This window comes from Enterobacter sp. CGMCC 5087 (genome assembly GCF_003144775.1).
In the GTDB taxonomy this organism is placed as follows: Bacteria; Pseudomonadota; Gammaproteobacteria; order Enterobacterales; family Enterobacteriaceae; genus Enterobacter; species Enterobacter cloacae_M.
In genome coordinates, this window is the sequence record NZ_QFXN01000109.1 from 73872 (window position 1) to 90990 (window position 17119).

Sequence of the window (17119 nt, forward strand, 5' to 3'; positions counted from 1 at the left end):
GGCCATTATTACACAGGTTTATCAGATTCCAGTCAGGATGGCGTAATCATCCGCCAGGCGCTCGAACGTGTCGGCGTAGCGGATAACCTGCCGCACCTCGTCTGCACCGGCGACAACCGGGTCTAGTTCAGTCGATACACCAATCAGCAGGTAATCACCTGCGGCCGCCAGCGCGAACTCCGTCCAGACGGTATTCTTCACGACGATTTCAGCGCCCAAGCTGGCTAACTTCTTGCTGAGTCCGCCCTCGTAATCACAGAGGATTTGCTCTGGTTCGGTATAGCCCAGCGGATCGCCGTATTCGTCATTGCCCTCCAGCTTGCGCCAGATGGTCGCAGTGGCTGTATATGACCAGTTTGCTACCGATGACATCAGCCCTCCTTCCAGCGCAGCACCTTCGCGCCGGTCGCCCGGATGCGCTCACAATTGATATGCCACTCGCCGTCCGACTTAACGTAGCCGGTTGTCTCCCGCCCTGTGTCGGTAATCACCCAGACGCGGGTGAAAGAGCGCGGCAGGCCGTGCTTAACTGATTTGTACGTCATCACTTGCCCCCGCACATACAGCCGCCCTTACCGATCCAGATACCAGCGAATGCCGGGGTGGCGGTAGGGTCGGCAGGAATAAGGGAGGTTGCACAACCGTACTTATCCAGCCCGCGCAGCAGGTTCACTGATGCTTTCCAGCGATCGGTGAACGACTGATACCGGAAAGAGCGCGACGCCCCGCTTGGAGCCGTCTGGCTGGAGATGTATTTATCCCCCTGCCCGAGCCCCATAAGCGCCAGCAGATAGAGCTGAATCAGCAGCGCTGTCGATGCCGGATAATGAGCATCAAGACACTCCTGGATGCTGTTGGCCTGGTCGACGAGAGCCTGAAGAACAAAATCGGGAATGGTAATTCCCTGGCTCTCCAGATACTCCTTTGCCTGTTCGAGAGTTACCATTATCGACTCCGTGAAATACCCCGCCGGAGCGGGGCATAAAAAAACCGCCTTAGCGGCGGCTGTTATTCAGCAGGGAAAAGCTTTTCGAGTTCGCCATCCGGCAACAGCTCACTGAGCTTTTCAGCTCCCAGATTGCCTTTAAACTCGATGCCCAGTTCAGTCAGACGAGCCTGGATAACCTCTTTGCGGGATTTATCACCGGTACCGGCATCAGGCGTCGACGGGGTAAGTTCTCCGCCTGCCTCACCATTCATGAGACGGACGTTAGACTTCAGCGCCGGATGAAGATCTTTCAACTCCACCACCTGCCCTACCTTCACGCCGTACCATGGGCGCACAACTTCGTATTTAGCCATGCTGTTTCCTTACGCCAGGTTAGCGCCGTAGACAACGCCAGACAGGCCCTGATCGTCTGCGGTGATTTGCAGGCCTTCAGCAGACATGATCTGGAAGTTGTAGTTAACGTTAGGCAGTGGACGCGGCAGTGGCACAACACCGACGGCCATACCAACCAGGGGAGAGATCACGTCACGGCGACGAACGTACGCGATAAACTCGTTACCACTCAGTGCGAAGCTCATGCGGATTTCTTTTACTGGCGCGAACGGCAGCACCGCCTGCAGTACAGTTCCGCTTACAACGCCGTTAACCACGTACGGCTGCGCCAGGTTTGCCCAGATTTCCGGAGAAACCCACATCACATCGTATGCGGCTACTTTGTTAGTGCGCGCGGTGGTGCCGAATGCGCCTTTACCGAAGAACGCGAAGATCGCTGTCATATCAGCGGTAGTCAGGTCGATATTCGCACCACCAGCACCAGATCCAAGGTTAATCTTCTTGGTGTGACGGTGGTTCTTGATGCCCTGCGCCGGATATGACTGAACCTGAATTTTTGAATCGCCGTTCAGGTAGTAGTTGACGCGCTTCTGGTTGAACTTGCGCATCTTCGCCATCTGCGAGTCCAGCACCAGATCAATGCCAACAGAGTTCAGGCCAGCAGCATGACGCCAGTTAACACCGTAACCAGCAGTGAACACCGGAATCGGGTCACCGTCGCTCGCGTAGTCAGTGTGGTCGAAGGAGAACGGTGCCTGACCATCGATGCTTACTGACACGTCGTCAGCGATGTCGCCAACAACGTTATAAAGCTTGGCGGTCTTGCCGACCGGAAGCACCGTCTGAACGCCGATCAGGTCGTTCACGATTTCCATGCCTACTTCCTGATCGCGCAGTTGCAGCACCTGGTTGTCAATTTCAGCCCAGAAATCACGGGAGAAACCGCCAACAGCGTTACAGGCCAGCATGTCAGGCGTCATGATTGCGCGGTTAGCCGCGATGATGGAATCGTTCTGCAGGTTCCACATGTTACGGTTTGCCCACAGCTCGCTCCAGTGCCCGCCGAGGCGTGAGTTAGTCGCCAGCGTCTCTTTAGAGAAGTACATATGTGTTTGTCCTTTTGTTACGCGCCAGCTGCGCCGACAGTGCCAACGCGCATGCGCACGCGAATGAAATCGGTGGTGCTGGCTGCGATGGTGTATTCATCCTGGCTGTAGCCGATCACTGAATCAGTGTCGGAGGTGGTAAGGGTGAACTGACCAGCTGTGCCCAGCTTGATCGGGCTGTCTTTCTTATACGCACCAGGCAGGCAACGCAACGCCAGCTCACGGCCTTCTTCGACGTAGTTACCGACAGCCGAATCACCGGCAGGGATTGATTCAGTGATGGTCAGTCCCTGGTGATAACCGACATCGATGATGTACAGGCGACCGGTTAGCGCGGTGGCCTGAGCGAATTTATCGGATGAGTTGATGGTTGCGGCGGTGCCAGAAAGCAACGCGGCGGCCGTGGTTCGGGTTTCGGTCTTGTACAGAGACTGACCGTCGATATTAACGCGACGATAACGTGGCATTATTCCGGCTCCTTACTTGAAGTGTTCGTCAGCGGCAGGTGCGCCGGTTTCTTTGTGCTGCTGTGCATTGTTGGTGCCCAGCGGAGCAGCTTCGCCCAGCGACTTGAACATAGCGTCCAGAGGCTCTCCTGACAGCGCGTTCGCGACGATATCGCCATGGACCTTAGCTACCGCTTCACGCTTGGCTTTCTCTTCAGCGCGCGAATTGGCGGTCAGCGTTTCGGTAAGCTTGTCCTGATTGGCCTGCAGACCGGTGATCGCATCTTTAATCGGATTCAGGGCATCGGCGAAGTTAGCGGCCAGGCCTTTACCGATTTCGCTGATAAGCTCTTGTTTCTCTTCAGTGGTTAAAGGCATGTCGCCCTCCGTTTTGTGGTTTGGTGCAGGCTGTTCCTGCGGTGTGAATAGAGCTTTGAATTTGTTGGCTACGACGGCCACCCACGACTCCTGGCGCGCTACTGCGGTGCCGGTGTCGTCGAAGGTGATAACGCCACCCTCAGACTTGTAGCCAAACACCTCTGCGGTGCCGCCGTTGCGGATGATTACCGCTTGCGAGTCAGTGAAGTCAGCAATCCAGGCGTATTCATCCGCGCCCGCCGCAAACTTCGCTTTGGCTGCGCGATCAAGACGCTGTTCGCGCTCCCGGTAGGATTCACCCACCAGCGCGCCGGAGTTCGCTTTAAGCGGCTGCGCCAGATCGGCGTTTACCATCAGGCCAACGCCCTGCTCAGGGGTAGCGGCTCCAACTTCGTGCAGCAGGATCGCGTCATGGTCCATGCCGTGGATATCAGCTACCCACTCAGCACCCGTTGCGCGCTGCTGATCGTTCGGTTCAAGCTGGTCGAGGAATGCGGCAACACTGGTATGAATCGGCGGAACGTCTTCGCCGCGTTCAATGGCAGCGACACGCTCAAGAAGCTCCCTTCCACCTTCCGACTCGCTGGCGCGGGCCACATCAACCCACTTTTCGAGGTAAATGCGATTGCCGGACTTCTTAACGTTGCGGTTCCACGCGCCAATATGGCCTGCGTTAATCCCCTCTGGCGAGAAAGCAGACACGAACTGACCGTTAACCTGAGGGTGGCCCAGCGGCGCCAGGGTGCCTTCCAGCCCCTTATAGTGGGCGTCGATTTGTTCTTGCGTGTACAAGCCGCCATTCATGACGACGTTCGCCGGCAGCGTGTAGCTCGGCAGCACTAGGTGCTCACGCCCGTTGTATGTTTCGCGCCGGATAGACTGGCTGTTCACCTTCGTAGTGATGTTTACCTGCATTGGCATAGCTATTTCTCCGCCCAGGCGTAACCGCGCGCCTGCATCGATTTATATTCCTGCTTGAGTTTCGTGATGGTGTCCGGGTATTCCGGCTTGCCGTCCGCATCCACCAGCACCGACTGCTGGCTGCATTTGCAGTTGATGGAGTTACCATCTTTGCTGTACCAGTCGCGTACCTCTTCGTTGGTGTAGAGGTGGGCGTGGCGCACTGCATGGGTATGCCGGGTTGTCGGTGAAAGCGCCGAGATGTGAACCAGCAGCGTTTTCAGGCCGAAGAGGTCATTCGCTTCCTGGTCTTCATCCCACTTAGCCCGGCGCAGCGCGGTAGTCACTTCAGTGCGCGCTATACGGTTCGCCCGGCGTTTCTCGATGCCGGTCTGGTCTGTCAGGTTGCGGGCAATATCCAGCGGATTGAGACCACGGCCCACGCCATCAGTCAGCACGCGCGCCATATCGCGCTTAACGTCAGCCGTTAGCCCCTTCATTTCCTCAAATACTCGAGCATGCACCAGCGCCATTCGTTGCTGGTATGGGTCGCTTGCGAGGATGGACGCCAGCGACTCACGCCCGGCGGCGTACGCCGGGGATTGCTGACTGAGGTTGTAGAACGACTGCCCGGTCCCTTTCTCCGAAGCCAGATCTATGTACTCGTAAAACCACAGGTCGTAATCGCCACCTTCAAGCAACACCTGATCCACCAGGTAACTGGCATCGTTCAGGATGATGGAGAGTAGCGTCGGGTTTAGCTGGTATTCGTATCTGGCGTTTACTGCGAGGGAGGAAGGTATTTTGTCGAGTGCTGATTTGTACGCCTTGCCAATCTTATTCATTCGCCTGGCGAAGTCTTTCATTGCCCGGCGTTCCAGAGCATCGGCTCCGGTCGGATCCTGATAGTTACGCGGTAGAATTGGTGGCTTCGCCTTCTTCGTCGCCATCCTCTTCTCCTAAAGGCTCTTCGTCGTCATTGTCATAACCGGCTGCCGTGCGAATCTCTTTACGACTGAATGCTGGCTCTTCGCCGCTACCCTGCATGGTCTGGTTAATCTCGCCCATGGTTTTGGCATTGGTGAGCTTCTCAGTACCGGTCTGTTCGTTGAGGTCATCCCAGATAACCGTCTTCTCGCTGACTTCATCAATGATTTTCAGGTCGATTAACTTGTCACTGAAGTCTTCAATTTCGAATGACAGGTCACCGCGCCGTGACTGGCAGCGAGCGTTGAAATATTTCTGATCCTCGGTACTTGCCCTTTCCCCCGTCTGCATCCCAACCAGAATTTTCACAGGTATATCAACAGATGCAGAGAAAGTTTGTAAGTTGACGTTATAGGTTGGATCAGGATCTGAAACTGCCGACACCATCGACGTTACCTGTGCACCCTGAGTAATCAGAAGAACGTCATTGCCGATGTTTAACTCTCTCGCTGCATCGTTATATCTCTCCTGAAGTTCATCAACAGAAACACCGTACAAAGAAGCAAGGTTGTTGAAATCAACGTCTTTGTCGAAATTAATGCTCTGCTTATTAGCGGCGTTCTTCAGGAATGCCTCTCCTGAACCACCCTCAACCTTCTCGAGACTAACGCAGGCGTTATAGCCAGGTTCAAGGAAGCCAATTGCATCATTCGAGTAGTCACCCAAGATGAAGACGCGATCGGGATGCACAAAGCGCTGATTAGTACCGCCGTTTGGCAAGCTCTCAACGTATTTCCACTGCTTTGGTTGCCCATAGTCTGCCGATTTCTGGTCAGTTACCCACTCGCTGACAGTTAACGAACCGGCCCATGCGATCGTTACCTTTTTAAGTGACTTACCGCGAACAACCGGCTGATCCCATGCTCTTGAATCGTTGATATGCAGCAGGATGCCAGCATAGCGACCGACAAGGCGGCGGCGGTCAGCTTCAGCAAAGGCTCGCCAGAGGCGCTTAGTGAATACCTTTTTGGTCTTCTTCTCCCAAGCCGTCTTATCCTTGCTCTCGTCGGCATCGTCACCCTCGATGATTTCCGGGTTGGTCTGCCAGCACTTGCCCACCAGCTTCTCAACGGCACCGTGAGCGATACCACCGCGCCGATACAGGGCATAGAGGTTTTCGTAGGTTACCTGCTCAGGGAAGCCATACTCGCACCATGCAGAATGGCGCTTATTGTCCAGCCCCATCGTCGGTGCCATCAGCCCCATACGGGCGCGAGCCATTCGCGCATCATTCAACGCATGGTTGACGGCGAGAGTTAATTTGTCAGTCATGGTTTGTCCGGTGGTCGAATGAAAGCAATAAAAAACCCGGCTTAGCCGGGCTTGGTTTTAGACTCGATTAAATCCAGTTATCTGAACATGCTCTGTTTGAAGGTACTCTCGCAATGTCTCTTCTGCTGCGATAAATACTTGCTCGGAAGTCATTTCAGAAGAGTAACCCTTTACTGATGACCCGTACTTCTCGACGTTAAATCCGCCCGCCTCGCTTAATGTATAAACGCACCAAGATATAAACCACTGATCCATGATGATATCCCATTGATAAAAGAAATTTATCTTGGCATTGAAACTACAACTCTATCAATATCATTCGATATTTATTTACCTTGAAGTCGCTTAGGAATCATCATCCCGGCCATCTGGGCCTTGCGTTTAATGTGTCCGTCGAGGCTGTAGCGTATTCCGTCCCAACAGTGTTCGTAACCGTCGGCCAGCTTCGGCAATACCTCGCCAGTGATGCGGTCCGTTTTGTAGGACCACATGCGGGCCTCACGCGCCACGTTTTTGCACCGTGGATGGATAATGATTTCGTCGAAGCCACGAAGATGCGCGATCCCGTCCTCAACGCTCCCCTGCCATTTCTCGGCAGCAGAGATGTTGAAGCCCTGTCGCTTGAGATAGCTGATCGTCTCAGGCCTTGCCGAGTCGGCCTTAATGGGCCATTCACGCGCGCCAGGAATCGTGTCGTATAGCTCAGGCATGTGGTCTAGCTCTGTCTGCTGCCCGTATGCCTCGTACTCGATATACAGCCGGTTATGCAGGATGAACGAGCGCACCAGAGTGTTCGGGTCTTTGGCGAAACCAAAGTCAGCACCGAAGAACAGACGCTCCGCTTCTTTCCAGAGGTTATCCGAGAACTCAGCAATCCGGTATTTACCGGCCAGCACCTGCTTATCGGAGTTTTCGAGATATGCCCCTTCCCACACCCAGGCATAAGTTGCCGGGTCGAGGCGGCGCTGATCGTTCTGTCGCTCACCCTCCAGCACGTCAGGGAACCACGGGTTATCCGTATAATTCATCTCAACGGTGATGCAGTCGTCGCCAGCTTCTTTGCGGAAACGCTTATCCGTGGCGCTACCGTCGCGCTCCGGGTTCCACGTTACCCAAATCTCTGAGCCCTCTTCACGAACTGTCGGGCTCAACTTCTGCCAGGCTATTTCGCTGACTGATTCAGCCTCGTCCACCCAGCACAGCAGGATGCGCGCTTTCGACTTGATGCTGTCGAGGTTATGCCGCAGGCCGCAGAACACGTAGTTAACGCTCTTGTCGATAGTGCGGATGTACTTCTCGCCGATATCAAAGTTGGAAGCCAGCCAGGGAACAGAGAGGATCGCCTGTTTCACTTCCTGCATGCTCGACTCTTCCAGCGAGTTCATGAACTCACGCGCGCAGAGCACCACGCCGCTTTCACCGTTCATCATCGACTGATACGCCTTTACTGCAGTCATCAGTGCGAACGTGCGCGTCTTGGCGCTACCACGCCCACCGTGCGAGCACCGGTAACGCTTATTCACGGCAGTAAACAGCGGCGCAAGCTTCGCGGGGATCGGCAGTTGAACGGCTTCACTCATGCTTTCGGCTCAACGGGGAGTAATTGGATGATGGTCGGCTGCGGAGTCATGGTTCCGTCCGGGCTGGTGTGCTCGACCTTCTGTTTGTTGCTGTACGCGTCGCCAACCTCTTTGGCAGCCTGTTCCATCAGCGAAGCAGCCAGAGCCATGTTTTTCATTCCCTCAGCGCGGGTCATCATCCGGTCAAGCGCGCGGAGACGATATGCCTTGTTGGCGATCGGGATGTCGCTTAATTCGGTCTGGAAGCGCTTACGGGTTTCGTGGAATAACTCAACCCACTTCTGCGCCAGCCCCCTGCCGTTTGCTTTCGTCGGGTCATGGGATTCGACCTGCTGACGAGTGATGCTCAGGCCAAATTCTTTTTTGACCAGATCAACCACCTGGGATGGTGTATCGAAGCAGGCAAGGGACTGAACGATGAAGGCTTTGACCTCACCTTTCAGTGTCGCCATGGATTACCTGCCTGTCATAATCAGTCATATTGTTAGGCCAGCTTTAGCATGCATGTACCACATGACCTGGCTATATCGATGTGAGCCACTTCTGCAGGCGCATTGGCCGCATCAACGAGCTCCTGTACTTCTTTGCTGGCGCCGTATCGACGTACGACACCAGTGAATTCTTCGACATCGTGGCCGCGCAGTGTAAGCACCGGCTGCCCGGTCTCTTTGTTGAACTTAGGCGCGCCGAAGTCATCGGTGGCCTGTGCGATGTGGTAAAGCTCATGCTCTACCAGTGCGCAGAACTCGAGGTCACTGCATTGTGAGCAGTAATCGGCTGCCAGCGTGATGATGAACTTCGGGATTCGCCCGAACCATTCATACATCTGCTGTTCCATTCTGGCTTTCTGCCAACCACCGGCGCGGAGCATTACCTGTTCGGCCTGGCCGAGGACGTAGCGCCCTTTCTTCGCGAAAGAGTCAGACGCCCACATGAAGCAGAGATTAGCCTCTAACAGGTGCTCGTGGTCAGGGTTATGGATGATTCCGGTATCGCTGATGATTTGCCGATTTACCCACTCATGCACTTCGTTGGCGGGGATCAGCCTGGTGTATGGTTGCCAGTTGTCGAAAGCGATGAAGTTAACTGGGGGGTATTGCCTGTTCGCGTCATCGTTCGCCATAGTCTATTCCACTTTTCTTTAAGCTCGTTCCAGCCACACCAGGCCGAATATTAAACCGACTTAATGCAAATAATTGATATTTTTCAAGTTATTAAAACACACGCATTGAAATACAGAAGCCGCCCCCCATTTTTGTAATGCTGCAATCTTGCAGTAAGAGGATTCTAAAATGACACCAGATGAAAAAAGAAAGATGATTTTCGAGTTAACAGCTCAAATCATCGCAGGCCGTGTAACTTCGGAACGTATACCACACCCAGCAAGTTATATATCTAATGATTTCAAGGCTATTTTTGAAGCATTAGCTGCTGAGTGGGACAAAAGCTACGTTAAGAATCTCCGTTAAAAATACGTGGCTCAAAATTAAAGGCTCGGCAAGCCGAGCCTTTTCCTATCGATTATCACAGTCGACTAACAACAGAAAATAATCCACTCGCTGTTTTTACAAGTGCGATTTGATAGATGTCGGACATTGAGAGCCTCTTTATCCGCATAAGGGGATAATGCCATTACGAGGGCCTACCCATGGTGATGGCATAAAAACCGCCAGAGGGCGGTTATAGTTTCATTCAAATTTTGCACACCGAGTCGAAATATTTTTTGATAGCCTTCACACCTCGGATTGCTAGACCACCCCAAGGGGCTGGTAACAGATCGCCATTATCAATAATTGCTTGCAGTGCTGGCTGGTAGTATTTCGAATAATTTTCACAATTAAAAACCTCTCCGAGATCTACTCCTTTCATGTCAACTGGATCTTGACTCTCAAGAAACGCATCAAGAGCTTTCAGTTGTTCTTCGTCGGTATACTCTTCACTCATAAAGCCTCCAGATCAATAAATGGCTTTATGAGTATTGCAACTGGCCAAGTGAGCACACTAATAGAAAAGTTTGCAGGTGACTTTTCAATTCATTCATTAATCTTACACTGATAATCAAGCCCACCCGCAGATGAGCAGTTGTGAGGATGTTGCAACTGCGCTGGGTATGCGCGTGGATATGGCAACAAAAAACCGCCCGGAGGCGGTTAGTAGAAATTTGCTTTCGCTTGAATTTCACAAGCTCTTCAGCAGGGTAACCCTGAAGCGGCGGCTGACTAATGAGTTCTTTTTCCAGTTTAACAATTTATCCATAGATTTTTTAGTCATAGAGGCTCCTTTTGCGTAGAGGTAAGTTGAGGTAAAACTAATTAATTCAGCTATAACGAAGTTTGACAAGAAGACAAGTGCGCCACCACTTGCACCAACAATAACGAAGGTTAATACCAACCTCAAAAGACAGCCGCCGCCTATTTCTAGTTCCTTTATAGCGCAAAATCTATCATGGGGGAATACCATGCATCCACATTATCGAAGCCCCTCAGTGAAGAGCTTCTGTAATGCCGCGATCAGCCAATAAGTAATTCCGGCTGCGTTACCTGCATGATGTGCTCATGCTCAAGCCTCAGCACGCGTTTTTCCTTCTTCCTTTCGTTCATCAACCGGCTGCCGATCGTTCCCTTCAGCTTTGAGCGCGTTTCTTTGATGGCGTAGCGGTGCTGCATTTCTTCGCCCATCGCCATGCGTCGGTTTAGCTGCTCGGCCATCCAGTTAAAGGCATTGATGTAGCACTCCTTTACTGCGGCAGCTGTTTTACCAGTGAATCCCATCACGAGCATCATGCATCCGTCTCGGGTGATGTTATACATAGGCTGAACATCACCATTTTTATCAATGAAATCAATGGGCGCAAAATTGCGCTGGGTGAAGTCATCGGAGCATTTCAGGTTACGTATGGCGCGCAAAACGTCTTTGTGTCGCTTGCCAAAGTAGTCCGCCACTTTGAGTGATGTGGTGATTATCTTGTTATCGAGAGTCGTGACCATTTCACGAAAATCGAAAGCCGGAATAACTGACGGATTATTCATAGCGTGTACCTTTCTTTGAGATGAACCTTTGCCGCATAGGAAATCAGCCCGTCGAGGCTCGCCAGCACTAACTGACTTCCTCAAAGGCTCATTTCAAAGGGTATGGTTCGACGTGGTTTGAATGCGCTGCGGTGCGCGGTGAAATTCGGGCATAAAAAAGCCCGACCGAAGTCAGGCTCTGTTTTTTGGGTGACGAATCACTTAAGACACTGCTCTTTGATGTAGTCCTGCATGCCGCGAATCATTTTGTCAGCGGTTGCGATTCCGTCCCGGTGATCGAAATAATTCCGTCGAGCGTCTGGAGTAAGTTCGGGGGCTCCTGCATCATCCACGCCGGTGGCGGAGGTGGCTTTAGGCACTCCATAGCAGGTTGCGGCGATGCGCAGCCGTTTATCGCCAGAATCGACATCCCGACGCAAATCGTTAATGGTTTTTTTCGCATCGGACAATTCCTTCGTGTATTTGGCATCCAACTCAGCAACATCACGCTGCCGGGTCTGCATATCTTTGATGGTGTCATTAGCCAGGCGGAGATTCTTGGTGGCTTTATCGCGCTGGTCTTTGTAAGTGATGGCATTGTCGCGGTAGTGGTTAATGGCCCAGGCCATGGAAACCAGCAGGCAGATAACGACAGCACAGATGATTGCTGTTAACCGGCTCATTTCTGGCCCCACTCGCAGACTTCACGTTCAATCTCGCGTCGGGTGATCAGCCCCTTCCACTGCTTGTCACCGGCATATGTCCAGCGCTGCAGTTCTTTGCATGCCCCAGGCACATCACCGGAGTTCAGCTTCTTCAGCAGAGTGGAGCTGGCGAAGGCACCAGAGCCAACGTTGTAGGTGAAGGAGTAAAGCGCGGCGCGGGTTGGCTCGGGGATGCGAACCTTGATCAGCGGGTCAATGGCGTTTGCCACCTTTCGCAGATCTGCCTTCAGCAGGGTGTCGCACTCTTTGTCTGTGTAGCGGTGACCGCGGCGAATGTCGGTACCGGTGTGCCCATCGCAAACGGTCCAGACGCCGACAACATCCTGATAGGCGTAATAGCGCCGCCCTTCCAGCCCATCCGCATTGCCCAGCATTACTGCAGCAATGGTGATGGCTCCGGAACCGCCAACGATGGCACCCACCAGCTTATTCCTCAACGTTGGGTTCATCTCGGCTCCTGCTGCGGCGGTTGTCTTCGCGGATCTTGAAATAGAGATTCGTCAGATACGTCAGTACGGCAATGATGATACCCACCAGCACGCCGATAGCGTTCCACTGCTCGGGGCTGTAGGCATTCAGCATGCCGTTTAGGATGCTCCCGGCTGAAGCGCCATAGGCAGCACCAGTGGTTATTTTTTCCATGCGATACATGCTCTCACCTCGCGTAGTTAGCGGGTGCTGTGTGTTTGAAAAGGGTCAGGCCCTCGGGACGATTTAACAAGTAGGCGTGTCGATGATGGATCCCGGAGCCCGAAAACAGGAAAGGCCCGCACATGCGAGCCTTAAAAGCAAAGAACCTGCCGAAGCGAGTTCATGAATAAATTTGATTAAATCTCCTGCTAAGCAGGCCGATAAGATCTCTATCTAAACCTTAGCGAGGAAATTTTATGCCAACTAAACATGCTGGTATGTGTGGTCATTGCCGTGAGACTGTTATCCCACTCATCATCGAAGAAAATACTTTCCAACGTGATAAATGTGAGTGCCCGGAATGTCATGGGATTCTTTATGCTTGCCGGACACCTGGGTGCGATGATTATGCCAAAGGTGGAAAAGCATACGATGAAGAATTATGTCCTGGATGCACAAAGGCAATAGCTGAAAACGCAGGAACAATTGTAAAAACTATTGCGGGTGTGGCCCTTACGATCGGCACAACGGTTGCTACCAACCACTTCACTGAAAAGAAGAAATAACGATATCAAGCAGTCGGAAAACTAATCTACAAAAAAGCCCAAGGTGTTAACCTCGGGCTTCAATTCATTGTGTCGACCTACGAAGCTATGCCGACGATATCAGATTTACATGAAATATATGCGTTTCAATCCAGTTTTGCAAGACTTCTGTCGAAATTTGTCGCCTTTTGTTGTGAACGTGATCGCGTAACCTGCAACAAAGCTCCGCTATCCAGGCGCAGGAAGATGCGACGCATCTCAACCCAACGGTCCGTAAACGTCTCTGACCAGTTCTTTGGTGTTACGCCAACCAGCTCCGCCAGCGCCTGATATTCGTACATCTCACGCCCTGCCAGCTCCGCTTTGACGTCCTGCGCCGCCAGCCAGATAAGCTTCTTCAGGCGCTCCATCGTCTTGCCGGCCATCTTCTTCGCGCCGAGCTGTTCCCGGAACTCTGCCCACGCCCACTGGGTGATCGCCACCTGGTATTCGAAGCGGATATTCTCGCTGTAGTTCCATAGCAGCCATGCTTTCTGATGCTCTTCCAGTGATAGCACGGCGCGGCGCCATGACGCGGTACCGAACTCTTCCGGGCTGACCAGCGCAATAGATGAGCCCTTGGCGCGTGACTGGTTGCCACTCATCGGTGGGCCGTCCGGGTTGACCATGCGCTGCTTATCCTTGTCGAATACCTTTTTCCGGCCCCGGCTGCGCGCCGTCACGGTGAAATGCGCATTCTCGGCGAAAGCTACCAGTTGCCCTTTCGTCGCTCCGCTCAGATCTGCGGTCGCTACAATGAGCTGCTGACGTACGTATTCCAGTTGCTGATTGTTCATTGTGCGGCTCCTGCAGGGTGGTAGATGCGAACGAAGTTACGGAGAATACGGTAATCCACCAGCACGGATCCCGGGCGGCGGTAAATCCGGAGGCGTTGCCAGCGCGCGCGGAGTGTCTCGATTGTTTCTGGCTTCATGCGCCCTCCAGTTCAGTGATGGTCAGTTCGAGCCTTCCGCCTTTGACGATCGGCATTCTCTTCACGCTGTAGTAGTCGACCTGCTGGTCATCGAGCCAGAACCCGGATTTACTCAGGGCGTCGAAAGCGGCCTTTTGCAGGTTATCCAGGTCCCGGCGGCGGCGATCCGGCATGTGGCACTCGATACGGATTTTCACTGGTGTCGCCAAGCCAATATCCAGCATTGAGTCTTTGATGATTCTGGAGACGCTGTCGCGGTACGCCTGACCTTCTGCGCTGATGTGCGTGCGCCCGCGGTTATGCCGGTAGTAGCGGTTGTTGCTCGGCGGCCACGGGAGACTGATACGGTATTCATTCATGCTTTTACGAGCCCCTCTTTAAGCCAGATGACCTGCGTGCGAGCCATGCCCTCCAGCGCGCACTCCTTTGCATATTCCGCATCGACCAGACGTGTGCGGCGATCAATCTCGTCGTGGCAGCTGCTGCATGCGATGGTGGCGATCAGGTCAGGCGGCTTGATTCCAGTCCCGCAGAGACCAGCAAGACGTATGTGAGCCAGTACTGAGGTTTCAGGATTGCCGTTGCATACGCCGGGGATCCGCACCTGACATTCGCGGCCGCGTGCCGCTTCGCATAAATTAGCCATGCGCCCTCCGTGCCGCGAGACGCAACCATTTCTGATCTACCAGTCGGGCGGTGTAGTATTTCAGGGTCGGGATGTCGGACGTATTAACCGCAGGCTTACGCTGGCGGCGCGCTGGAACGCGGAATATTTCGTTGGTGATGACGCGGGAAAGTGGAGTAGACATCAGGCCTCCTGCTTATCGCGAAGCTGCTGGTATTCACAGTTAGATGTGGAAGAGCAATAACTCCACTGCATCCCCCTGTGCTCACCCTGCTTTCCATTGATCGACGCGTGGACTAACGCCGGGTTGCATCCGTACTTCTTGGTCGATTGCATTGATGGAAACCAGTATCCAAACCCATCTCTCTCTGCAATTACAGGCATTTTATTCTTGTTGGATAGCCCGGTTTCATTGGCGTGCTTCATGTTCATGGCATGCGTGCACCACTCAAGATTCTCTGGCAGATTGTTGTGCTTATTTCCATCGATGTGGTTAACGTGCGGGTAGTTATTAGGATTTGGCACAAACGCGAGCGCCACGAACCGATGTAGCATTTCGTGTTTATTAGAAAGTGATACCCTGATGTATTGGGATGATGTGCATCCCTTAAGAATCCGCCCAGCGATAGTCCTAGTGGTCCACGTCTTCTTATCGCGCCCGCACGTAGTAACTTTGCGAGACAAACTACGGACGCGAGCAAGAGAGCTAACCTCAAACCGGCCTTCATACCCCGGCACCGGCTTCCAAATTTCATTCTCAAACATGATCGTGTCCTTTTTCGTGATATTCGGAGTTGGCGGGAATCCGCAATTTGATACCGCGTTCAGCACACCAGACTTCAATGCGGCGCAGGTAGAAGGTCATCTCTTCGGTGTCGAGAAGCTTGGTGGACTTCACCATCTTGGTTTCACCAAGAACGGTTACGGGCTTGGCGGGGCAGAACATATCCTTCAGAAACTCATGAAGGTCTTCCTCGGTTAACTTGTTTTCGGAGTGGTGGTTGACGGCAGATGCAACGTCGCCATTCCACATCCAGAGAAGGGCATTTTGGGAGAGACTGCGCTTGTCCTTCCAGGGCTTGATAATGAGGCGATAGCAGTCGCCAGATTCCAGCATTGGCTGTATCTGCTGCCCGATGGCTGAAAAATTGGATTTGTGCAGACGGATGCCGTCTTTGTTCATGCTCATACGGCCTCCTTAACGGAAACCGCAGAATGCAGAAAATCGCAGGTGCATTTCTGCATCTGTGACAAAGTGAGGAGTTCAGATTGTGATCGCATTTAAGTCCCCTTAAATGCGCAGAAGTCACCGGAGTTGTTCAGGCTCCGATGACATGATTATGGCTGGTTGATACAGGAAAATCAAAGAACTTCAACGGTCACAGAAATCTCTACTATATGATAGCCAAAAGTGGCAATGTCAGAGGTAGCTTTAGTAAAATCCAGTCCAAGAAGTCCATTCTGCAATGTAACATCAGCTTTAAAAATTTCCACTTTTGAGAAATCAGTGTCGTGCAATTTCAAGGCATTACCTGAAACATCGGTACCATGAGGAACTATTAAGTATTTCAGCCTTCTAAAATTGCTATTGTAGATATCAACCTGCATGCTTATCTCCTTTTCATTTATGGAGTACTTAAATCGGCAAAAGTTGAATTTCCTTTAATAAAAACTTGTGCGAAGTTCAGTTCCAACCTCTATGCATGCAATGCAATCAACAACTTTAGTTAAAGAGTCCCATCAGGGGGCGCATTTCCTATTCCACCCACCTAAACCTGTGCAGGGGTTGTACTCTACCTTCATCTGGAAGTATATCCTCCGTCATCAACTCTATGGATAATTTTTCATAATGACTGAGGAATATCTTAAAGGTATATTAACAAAAAAATCTAAAAGGACTAGGTCATGCTTGAATCCCTAAAAGAGTATGTTTCTTCAACAATCAGTATGGCGGCTCAAAGAGTTAGCAATCCGGTATTCGGTTCGTTCGTCCTATCTTGGTGTGCATTCAACTGGAAATCAATTTTATACCTCTTCCTTAGCGACTCCGACATCATAGATAAGATTACGTATATTTCAGAAAACAGCAGTTGGAAAACAATACTCCTATTCCCGTGCCTATCAGTAGCATTCCTTTGCGGCTGCCTGCCATGGATTAATAATTTCATTTCAGCTTGGCAAGCAAAGCCGTTAGACAACAACGACTCGATAGATAATCACCGCAAGGCAAAGCATATACTTCGCGCCACGCGTTTACAGCGCCTTCAAGCAAAGCATGATGTAACATACGATAAAGTTAAGACTGGTGCCGAAAAGGATATCCAAGGCATGAAGGAACAAATAACAGCATCACAGGCCAGAATGGGTGAACTTACCGCGGAAAAAGAGAAGTTAGCACGCCAACTAACAGAAACTACTGAAAAGCTCACGTCGATGCAGACAGCAGCAGAATCTTTTAAAAACGAAGCCGATAGGGCAACAAAAAGAGCCATGGAAAAACAGATTCAAATAGAGGCCTTAACTAAACAAATTAATAAAAATAATGAACTCATTCTCCAATTAAGCACTGACAGTAGCAATGGTAATATCGCCTCGAAAGCTGGAGAGATGATGATGAAGGCTATGAAAAACGGATAAGATTAAGTATATGTGCCTTAGGCAG

General features: G+C 52.0%; 29 protein-coding genes. 3 read left to right on the forward strand and 26 right to left on the reverse strand.

Features of this window, described 5'->3' with window-relative positions:
- Positions 1 to 21 precede the first annotated feature (21 nt).
- From DEO48_RS10550 to DEO48_RS10605, 12 genes are all read right to left on the reverse strand, one after another.
- On the reverse strand, positions 22 to 372 hold the full coding sequence (locus tag DEO48_RS10550) for a hypothetical protein (protein ID WP_109845115.1): 351 nt from the start codon (positions 370 to 372) through the stop codon (positions 22 to 24).
- On the reverse strand, positions 372 to 545 hold the full coding sequence (locus DEO48_RS10555) for a hypothetical protein (RefSeq protein WP_047719029.1): 174 nt from the start codon (positions 543 to 545) through the stop codon (positions 372 to 374). Before DEO48_RS10555 ends, DEO48_RS10550 begins: the two co-directional genes overlap by 1 nt.
- On the reverse strand, positions 545 to 946 hold the full coding sequence (locus DEO48_RS10560) for a hypothetical protein (protein WP_058672997.1): 402 nt from the start codon (positions 944 to 946) through the stop codon (positions 545 to 547). Before DEO48_RS10560 ends, DEO48_RS10555 begins: the two co-directional genes overlap by 1 nt.
- A 62-nt stretch (positions 947 to 1008) precedes the next feature.
- Positions 1009 to 1302 carry a hypothetical protein gene (locus DEO48_RS10565; protein ID WP_109845116.1) on the reverse strand — a complete coding sequence of 98 codons (294 nt, stop codon included), beginning with the start codon at positions 1300 to 1302 and terminating at the stop codon, positions 1009 to 1011.
- A 9-nt stretch (positions 1303 to 1311) separates the two neighbouring features.
- Positions 1312 to 2388 (reverse strand): major capsid protein, encoded by a 1077-nt coding sequence (locus tag DEO48_RS10570; protein ID WP_032638853.1) that lies wholly within the window; start codon positions 2386 to 2388, stop codon positions 1312 to 1314.
- 17 nt (positions 2389 to 2405) lie between these two features.
- Complete coding sequence (locus tag DEO48_RS10575; protein WP_109845117.1) at positions 2406 to 2855, reverse strand: hypothetical protein; 450 nt, start codon at positions 2853 to 2855, stop codon at positions 2406 to 2408.
- Positions 2856 to 2867: 12 nt separating this feature from the next.
- On the reverse strand, positions 2868 to 4133 hold the full coding sequence (locus DEO48_RS10580) for a hypothetical protein (RefSeq protein ID WP_109845118.1): 1266 nt from the start codon (positions 4131 to 4133) through the stop codon (positions 2868 to 2870).
- Between the two features lie 2 nt (positions 4134 to 4135).
- Positions 4136 to 5062: a phage minor head protein gene (locus DEO48_RS10585; RefSeq protein ID WP_109845119.1), complete on the reverse strand. Its 927-nt coding sequence runs from the start codon at positions 5060 to 5062 to the stop codon at positions 4136 to 4138.
- The gene (locus DEO48_RS10590) at positions 5022 to 6371 is read right to left on the reverse strand and encodes an anti-CBASS protein Acb1 family protein (protein ID WP_109845120.1); all 1350 of its coding nucleotides are present in this window, start codon (positions 6369 to 6371) and stop codon (positions 5022 to 5024) included. The genes DEO48_RS10585 and DEO48_RS10590 overlap by 41 nt, the downstream gene beginning before the upstream one ends.
- A gap of 326 nt (positions 6372 to 6697) precedes the next feature.
- The gene (locus DEO48_RS10595) at positions 6698 to 7951 is read right to left on the reverse strand and encodes a PBSX family phage terminase large subunit (RefSeq protein WP_109845121.1); all 1254 of its coding nucleotides are present in this window, start codon (positions 7949 to 7951) and stop codon (positions 6698 to 6700) included.
- Entirely contained in the window at positions 7948 to 8403 is a 456-nt protein-coding gene (locus DEO48_RS10600; protein ID WP_109845122.1) for a DUF2280 domain-containing protein, read from the reverse strand. The genes DEO48_RS10595 and DEO48_RS10600 overlap by 4 nt, the downstream gene beginning before the upstream one ends.
- 32 nt (positions 8404 to 8435) lie before the next feature.
- A complete protein-coding gene (locus tag DEO48_RS10605; RefSeq protein WP_109845123.1) occupies positions 8436 to 9074 on the reverse strand; it encodes a putative metallopeptidase in 639 nt (212 codons plus the stop codon).
- Positions 9075 to 9243: 169 nt separating this feature from the next.
- Here DEO48_RS10605 and DEO48_RS26760 point away from each other — a divergent pair, with 169 nt between their 5' ends.
- Positions 9244 to 9420 carry a hypothetical protein gene (locus tag DEO48_RS26760; RefSeq protein ID WP_154819477.1) on the forward strand — a complete coding sequence of 59 codons (177 nt, stop codon included), beginning with the start codon at positions 9244 to 9246 and terminating at the stop codon, positions 9418 to 9420.
- A 223-nt stretch (positions 9421 to 9643) separates the two neighbouring features.
- On the opposite strand, the gene DEO48_RS10610 is transcribed toward DEO48_RS26760, so the two are convergent.
- The 6 genes from DEO48_RS10610 to DEO48_RS10635 all read right to left on the reverse strand — a co-directional run bounded on the left by DEO48_RS10610 (position 9644) and on the right by DEO48_RS10635 (position 12335).
- Positions 9644 to 9895: a hypothetical protein gene (locus DEO48_RS10610; RefSeq protein WP_109845124.1), complete on the reverse strand. Its 252-nt coding sequence runs from the start codon at positions 9893 to 9895 to the stop codon at positions 9644 to 9646.
- Between the two features lie 234 nt (positions 9896 to 10129).
- Positions 10130 to 10411 carry a hypothetical protein gene (locus tag DEO48_RS26525; RefSeq protein WP_146198263.1) on the reverse strand — a complete coding sequence of 94 codons (282 nt, stop codon included), beginning with the start codon at positions 10409 to 10411 and terminating at the stop codon, positions 10130 to 10132.
- Positions 10412 to 10461: 50 nt separating this feature from the next.
- The gene (locus DEO48_RS10620; protein ID WP_033486588.1) at positions 10462 to 10980 is read right to left on the reverse strand and encodes a Rha family transcriptional regulator; all 519 of its coding nucleotides are present in this window, start codon (positions 10978 to 10980) and stop codon (positions 10462 to 10464) included.
- A gap of 197 nt (positions 10981 to 11177) precedes the next feature.
- Positions 11178 to 11642 carry a lysis protein gene (locus tag DEO48_RS10625; RefSeq protein ID WP_109845126.1) on the reverse strand — a complete coding sequence of 155 codons (465 nt, stop codon included), beginning with the start codon at positions 11640 to 11642 and terminating at the stop codon, positions 11178 to 11180.
- Positions 11639 to 12133, reverse strand: coding sequence for a lysozyme (locus tag DEO48_RS10630; RefSeq protein WP_109845127.1), 495 nt, complete (start codon positions 12131 to 12133; stop codon positions 11639 to 11641). Before DEO48_RS10630 ends, DEO48_RS10625 begins: the two co-directional genes overlap by 4 nt.
- On the reverse strand, positions 12111 to 12335 hold the full coding sequence (locus tag DEO48_RS10635) for a class II holin family protein (RefSeq protein WP_023622516.1): 225 nt from the start codon (positions 12333 to 12335) through the stop codon (positions 12111 to 12113). Before DEO48_RS10635 ends, DEO48_RS10630 begins: the two co-directional genes overlap by 23 nt.
- Positions 12336 to 12571: 236 nt before the next feature.
- Here DEO48_RS10635 and DEO48_RS26530 point away from each other — a divergent pair, with 236 nt between their 5' ends.
- On the forward strand, positions 12572 to 12880 hold the full coding sequence (locus tag DEO48_RS26530; protein ID WP_146198264.1) for a hypothetical protein: 309 nt from the start codon (positions 12572 to 12574) through the stop codon (positions 12878 to 12880).
- 125 nt (positions 12881 to 13005) lie between these two features.
- On the opposite strand, the gene DEO48_RS10645 is transcribed toward DEO48_RS26530, so the two are convergent.
- The 8 genes from DEO48_RS10645 to DEO48_RS10680 all read right to left on the reverse strand — a co-directional run bounded on the left by DEO48_RS10645 (position 13006) and on the right by DEO48_RS10680 (position 16065).
- Positions 13006 to 13695, reverse strand: a complete 690-nt coding sequence (locus tag DEO48_RS10645) for a bacteriophage antitermination protein Q (protein WP_109845129.1) — start codon at positions 13693 to 13695, stop codon at positions 13006 to 13008.
- The gene (locus tag DEO48_RS10650) at positions 13692 to 13832 is read right to left on the reverse strand and encodes a YlcG family protein (RefSeq protein WP_062728770.1); all 141 of its coding nucleotides are present in this window, start codon (positions 13830 to 13832) and stop codon (positions 13692 to 13694) included. Before DEO48_RS10650 ends, DEO48_RS10645 begins: the two co-directional genes overlap by 4 nt.
- The gene (rusA, locus tag DEO48_RS10655; RefSeq protein WP_109845130.1) at positions 13829 to 14191 is read right to left on the reverse strand and encodes a crossover junction endodeoxyribonuclease RusA; all 363 of its coding nucleotides are present in this window, start codon (positions 14189 to 14191) and stop codon (positions 13829 to 13831) included. The genes DEO48_RS10650 and rusA overlap by 4 nt, the downstream gene beginning before the upstream one ends.
- Entirely contained in the window at positions 14188 to 14478 is a 291-nt protein-coding gene (locus tag DEO48_RS10660) for a DUF1364 domain-containing protein (RefSeq protein WP_109845131.1), read from the reverse strand. Before DEO48_RS10660 ends, rusA begins: the two co-directional genes overlap by 4 nt.
- Positions 14471 to 14641: a NinE family protein gene (locus DEO48_RS10665; protein WP_109845132.1), complete on the reverse strand. Its 171-nt coding sequence runs from the start codon at positions 14639 to 14641 to the stop codon at positions 14471 to 14473. Before DEO48_RS10665 ends, DEO48_RS10660 begins: the two co-directional genes overlap by 8 nt.
- The gene (locus DEO48_RS10670; protein ID WP_051479461.1) at positions 14641 to 15222 is read right to left on the reverse strand and encodes an NUMOD4 domain-containing protein; all 582 of its coding nucleotides are present in this window, start codon (positions 15220 to 15222) and stop codon (positions 14641 to 14643) included. Before DEO48_RS10670 ends, DEO48_RS10665 begins: the two co-directional genes overlap by 1 nt.
- Positions 15215 to 15646, reverse strand: coding sequence for a recombination protein NinB (locus tag DEO48_RS10675; RefSeq protein WP_109845133.1), 432 nt, complete (start codon positions 15644 to 15646; stop codon positions 15215 to 15217). The genes DEO48_RS10670 and DEO48_RS10675 overlap by 8 nt, the downstream gene beginning before the upstream one ends.
- 173 nt (positions 15647 to 15819) lie before the next feature.
- Complete coding sequence (locus DEO48_RS10680; RefSeq protein ID WP_109845134.1) at positions 15820 to 16065, reverse strand: hypothetical protein; 246 nt, start codon at positions 16063 to 16065, stop codon at positions 15820 to 15822.
- Between the two features lie 297 nt (positions 16066 to 16362).
- Here DEO48_RS10680 and DEO48_RS10685 point away from each other — a divergent pair, with 297 nt between their 5' ends.
- Positions 16363 to 17094, forward strand: coding sequence for a hypothetical protein (locus tag DEO48_RS10685; protein WP_258306091.1), 732 nt, complete (start codon positions 16363 to 16365; stop codon positions 17092 to 17094).
- The last annotated feature ends 25 nt before the right edge of the window (positions 17095 to 17119 follow it).

What these genes read in the sequence shown, in the direction of transcription:
- DEO48_RS10605 (WP_109845123.1), bottom strand. Translation starts at nt 9,074, where the DNA reads ATGGCGAACGATGACGCGAACAGGCAATACCCCCCAGTTAACTTCATC.
- DEO48_RS10670 (WP_051479461.1), bottom strand. Translation starts at nt 15,222, where the DNA reads ATGTTTGAGAATGAAATTTGGAAGCCGGTGCCGGGGTATGAAGGCCGG.
- DEO48_RS10650 (WP_062728770.1), bottom strand. Translation starts at nt 13,832, where the DNA reads ATGAAGCCAGAAACAATCGAGACACTCCGCGCGCGCTGGCAACGCCTC.
- DEO48_RS10595 (WP_109845121.1), bottom strand. Translation starts at nt 7,951, where the DNA reads ATGAGTGAAGCCGTTCAACTGCCGATCCCCGCGAAGCTTGCGCCGCTG.
- DEO48_RS10610 (WP_109845124.1), bottom strand. Translation starts at nt 9,895, where the DNA reads ATGAGTGAAGAGTATACCGACGAAGAACAACTGAAAGCTCTTGATGCG.
- DEO48_RS10630 (WP_109845127.1), bottom strand. Translation starts at nt 12,133, where the DNA reads ATGAACCCAACGTTGAGGAATAAGCTGGTGGGTGCCATCGTTGGCGGT.
- DEO48_RS10665 (WP_109845132.1), bottom strand. Translation starts at nt 14,641, where the DNA reads ATGTCTACTCCACTTTCCCGCGTCATCACCAACGAAATATTCCGCGTT.
- DEO48_RS10585 (WP_109845119.1), bottom strand. Translation starts at nt 5,062, where the DNA reads ATGGCGACGAAGAAGGCGAAGCCACCAATTCTACCGCGTAACTATCAG.
- DEO48_RS10620 (WP_033486588.1), bottom strand. Translation starts at nt 10,980, where the DNA reads ATGAATAATCCGTCAGTTATTCCGGCTTTCGATTTTCGTGAAATGGTC.
- DEO48_RS10560 (WP_058672997.1), bottom strand. Translation starts at nt 946, where the DNA reads ATGGTAACTCTCGAACAGGCAAAGGAGTATCTGGAGAGCCAGGGAATT.
- DEO48_RS10635 (WP_023622516.1), bottom strand. Translation starts at nt 12,335, where the DNA reads ATGTATCGCATGGAAAAAATAACCACTGGTGCTGCCTATGGCGCTTCA.
- DEO48_RS10645 (WP_109845129.1), bottom strand. Translation starts at nt 13,695, where the DNA reads ATGAACAATCAGCAACTGGAATACGTACGTCAGCAGCTCATTGTAGCG.
- DEO48_RS10555 (WP_047719029.1), bottom strand. Translation starts at nt 545, where the DNA reads ATGACGTACAAATCAGTTAAGCACGGCCTGCCGCGCTCTTTCACCCGC.
- DEO48_RS10575 (WP_109845117.1), bottom strand. Translation starts at nt 2,855, where the DNA reads ATGCCACGTTATCGTCGCGTTAATATCGACGGTCAGTCTCTGTACAAG.
- DEO48_RS10625 (WP_109845126.1), bottom strand. Translation starts at nt 11,642, where the DNA reads ATGAGCCGGTTAACAGCAATCATCTGTGCTGTCGTTATCTGCCTGCTG.
- DEO48_RS26525 (WP_146198263.1), bottom strand. Translation starts at nt 10,411, where the DNA reads ATGGTATTCCCCCATGATAGATTTTGCGCTATAAAGGAACTAGAAATA.
- DEO48_RS26760 (WP_154819477.1), top strand. Translation starts at nt 9,244, where the DNA reads ATGACACCAGATGAAAAAAGAAAGATGATTTTCGAGTTAACAGCTCAA.
- DEO48_RS10600 (WP_109845122.1), bottom strand. Translation starts at nt 8,403, where the DNA reads ATGGCGACACTGAAAGGTGAGGTCAAAGCCTTCATCGTTCAGTCCCTT.
- DEO48_RS10680 (WP_109845134.1), bottom strand. Translation starts at nt 16,065, where the DNA reads ATGCAGGTTGATATCTACAATAGCAATTTTAGAAGGCTGAAATACTTA.
- DEO48_RS10685 (WP_258306091.1), top strand. Translation starts at nt 16,363, where the DNA reads ATGCTTGAATCCCTAAAAGAGTATGTTTCTTCAACAATCAGTATGGCG.
- DEO48_RS10550 (WP_109845115.1), bottom strand. Translation starts at nt 372, where the DNA reads ATGTCATCGGTAGCAAACTGGTCATATACAGCCACTGCGACCATCTGG.
- DEO48_RS10570 (WP_032638853.1), bottom strand. Translation starts at nt 2,388, where the DNA reads ATGTACTTCTCTAAAGAGACGCTGGCGACTAACTCACGCCTCGGCGGG.
- DEO48_RS10580 (WP_109845118.1), bottom strand. Translation starts at nt 4,133, where the DNA reads ATGCCAATGCAGGTAAACATCACTACGAAGGTGAACAGCCAGTCTATC.
- rusA (WP_109845130.1), bottom strand. Translation starts at nt 14,191, where the DNA reads ATGAATGAATACCGTATCAGTCTCCCGTGGCCGCCGAGCAACAACCGC.
- DEO48_RS10565 (WP_109845116.1), bottom strand. Translation starts at nt 1,302, where the DNA reads ATGGCTAAATACGAAGTTGTGCGCCCATGGTACGGCGTGAAGGTAGGG.
- DEO48_RS10675 (WP_109845133.1), bottom strand. Translation starts at nt 15,646, where the DNA reads ATGAGCATGAACAAAGACGGCATCCGTCTGCACAAATCCAATTTTTCA.
- DEO48_RS10590 (WP_109845120.1), bottom strand. Translation starts at nt 6,371, where the DNA reads ATGACTGACAAATTAACTCTCGCCGTCAACCATGCGTTGAATGATGCG.
- DEO48_RS10660 (WP_109845131.1), bottom strand. Translation starts at nt 14,478, where the DNA reads ATGGCTAATTTATGCGAAGCGGCACGCGGCCGCGAATGTCAGGTGCGG.
- DEO48_RS26530 (WP_146198264.1), top strand. Translation starts at nt 12,572, where the DNA reads ATGCCAACTAAACATGCTGGTATGTGTGGTCATTGCCGTGAGACTGTT.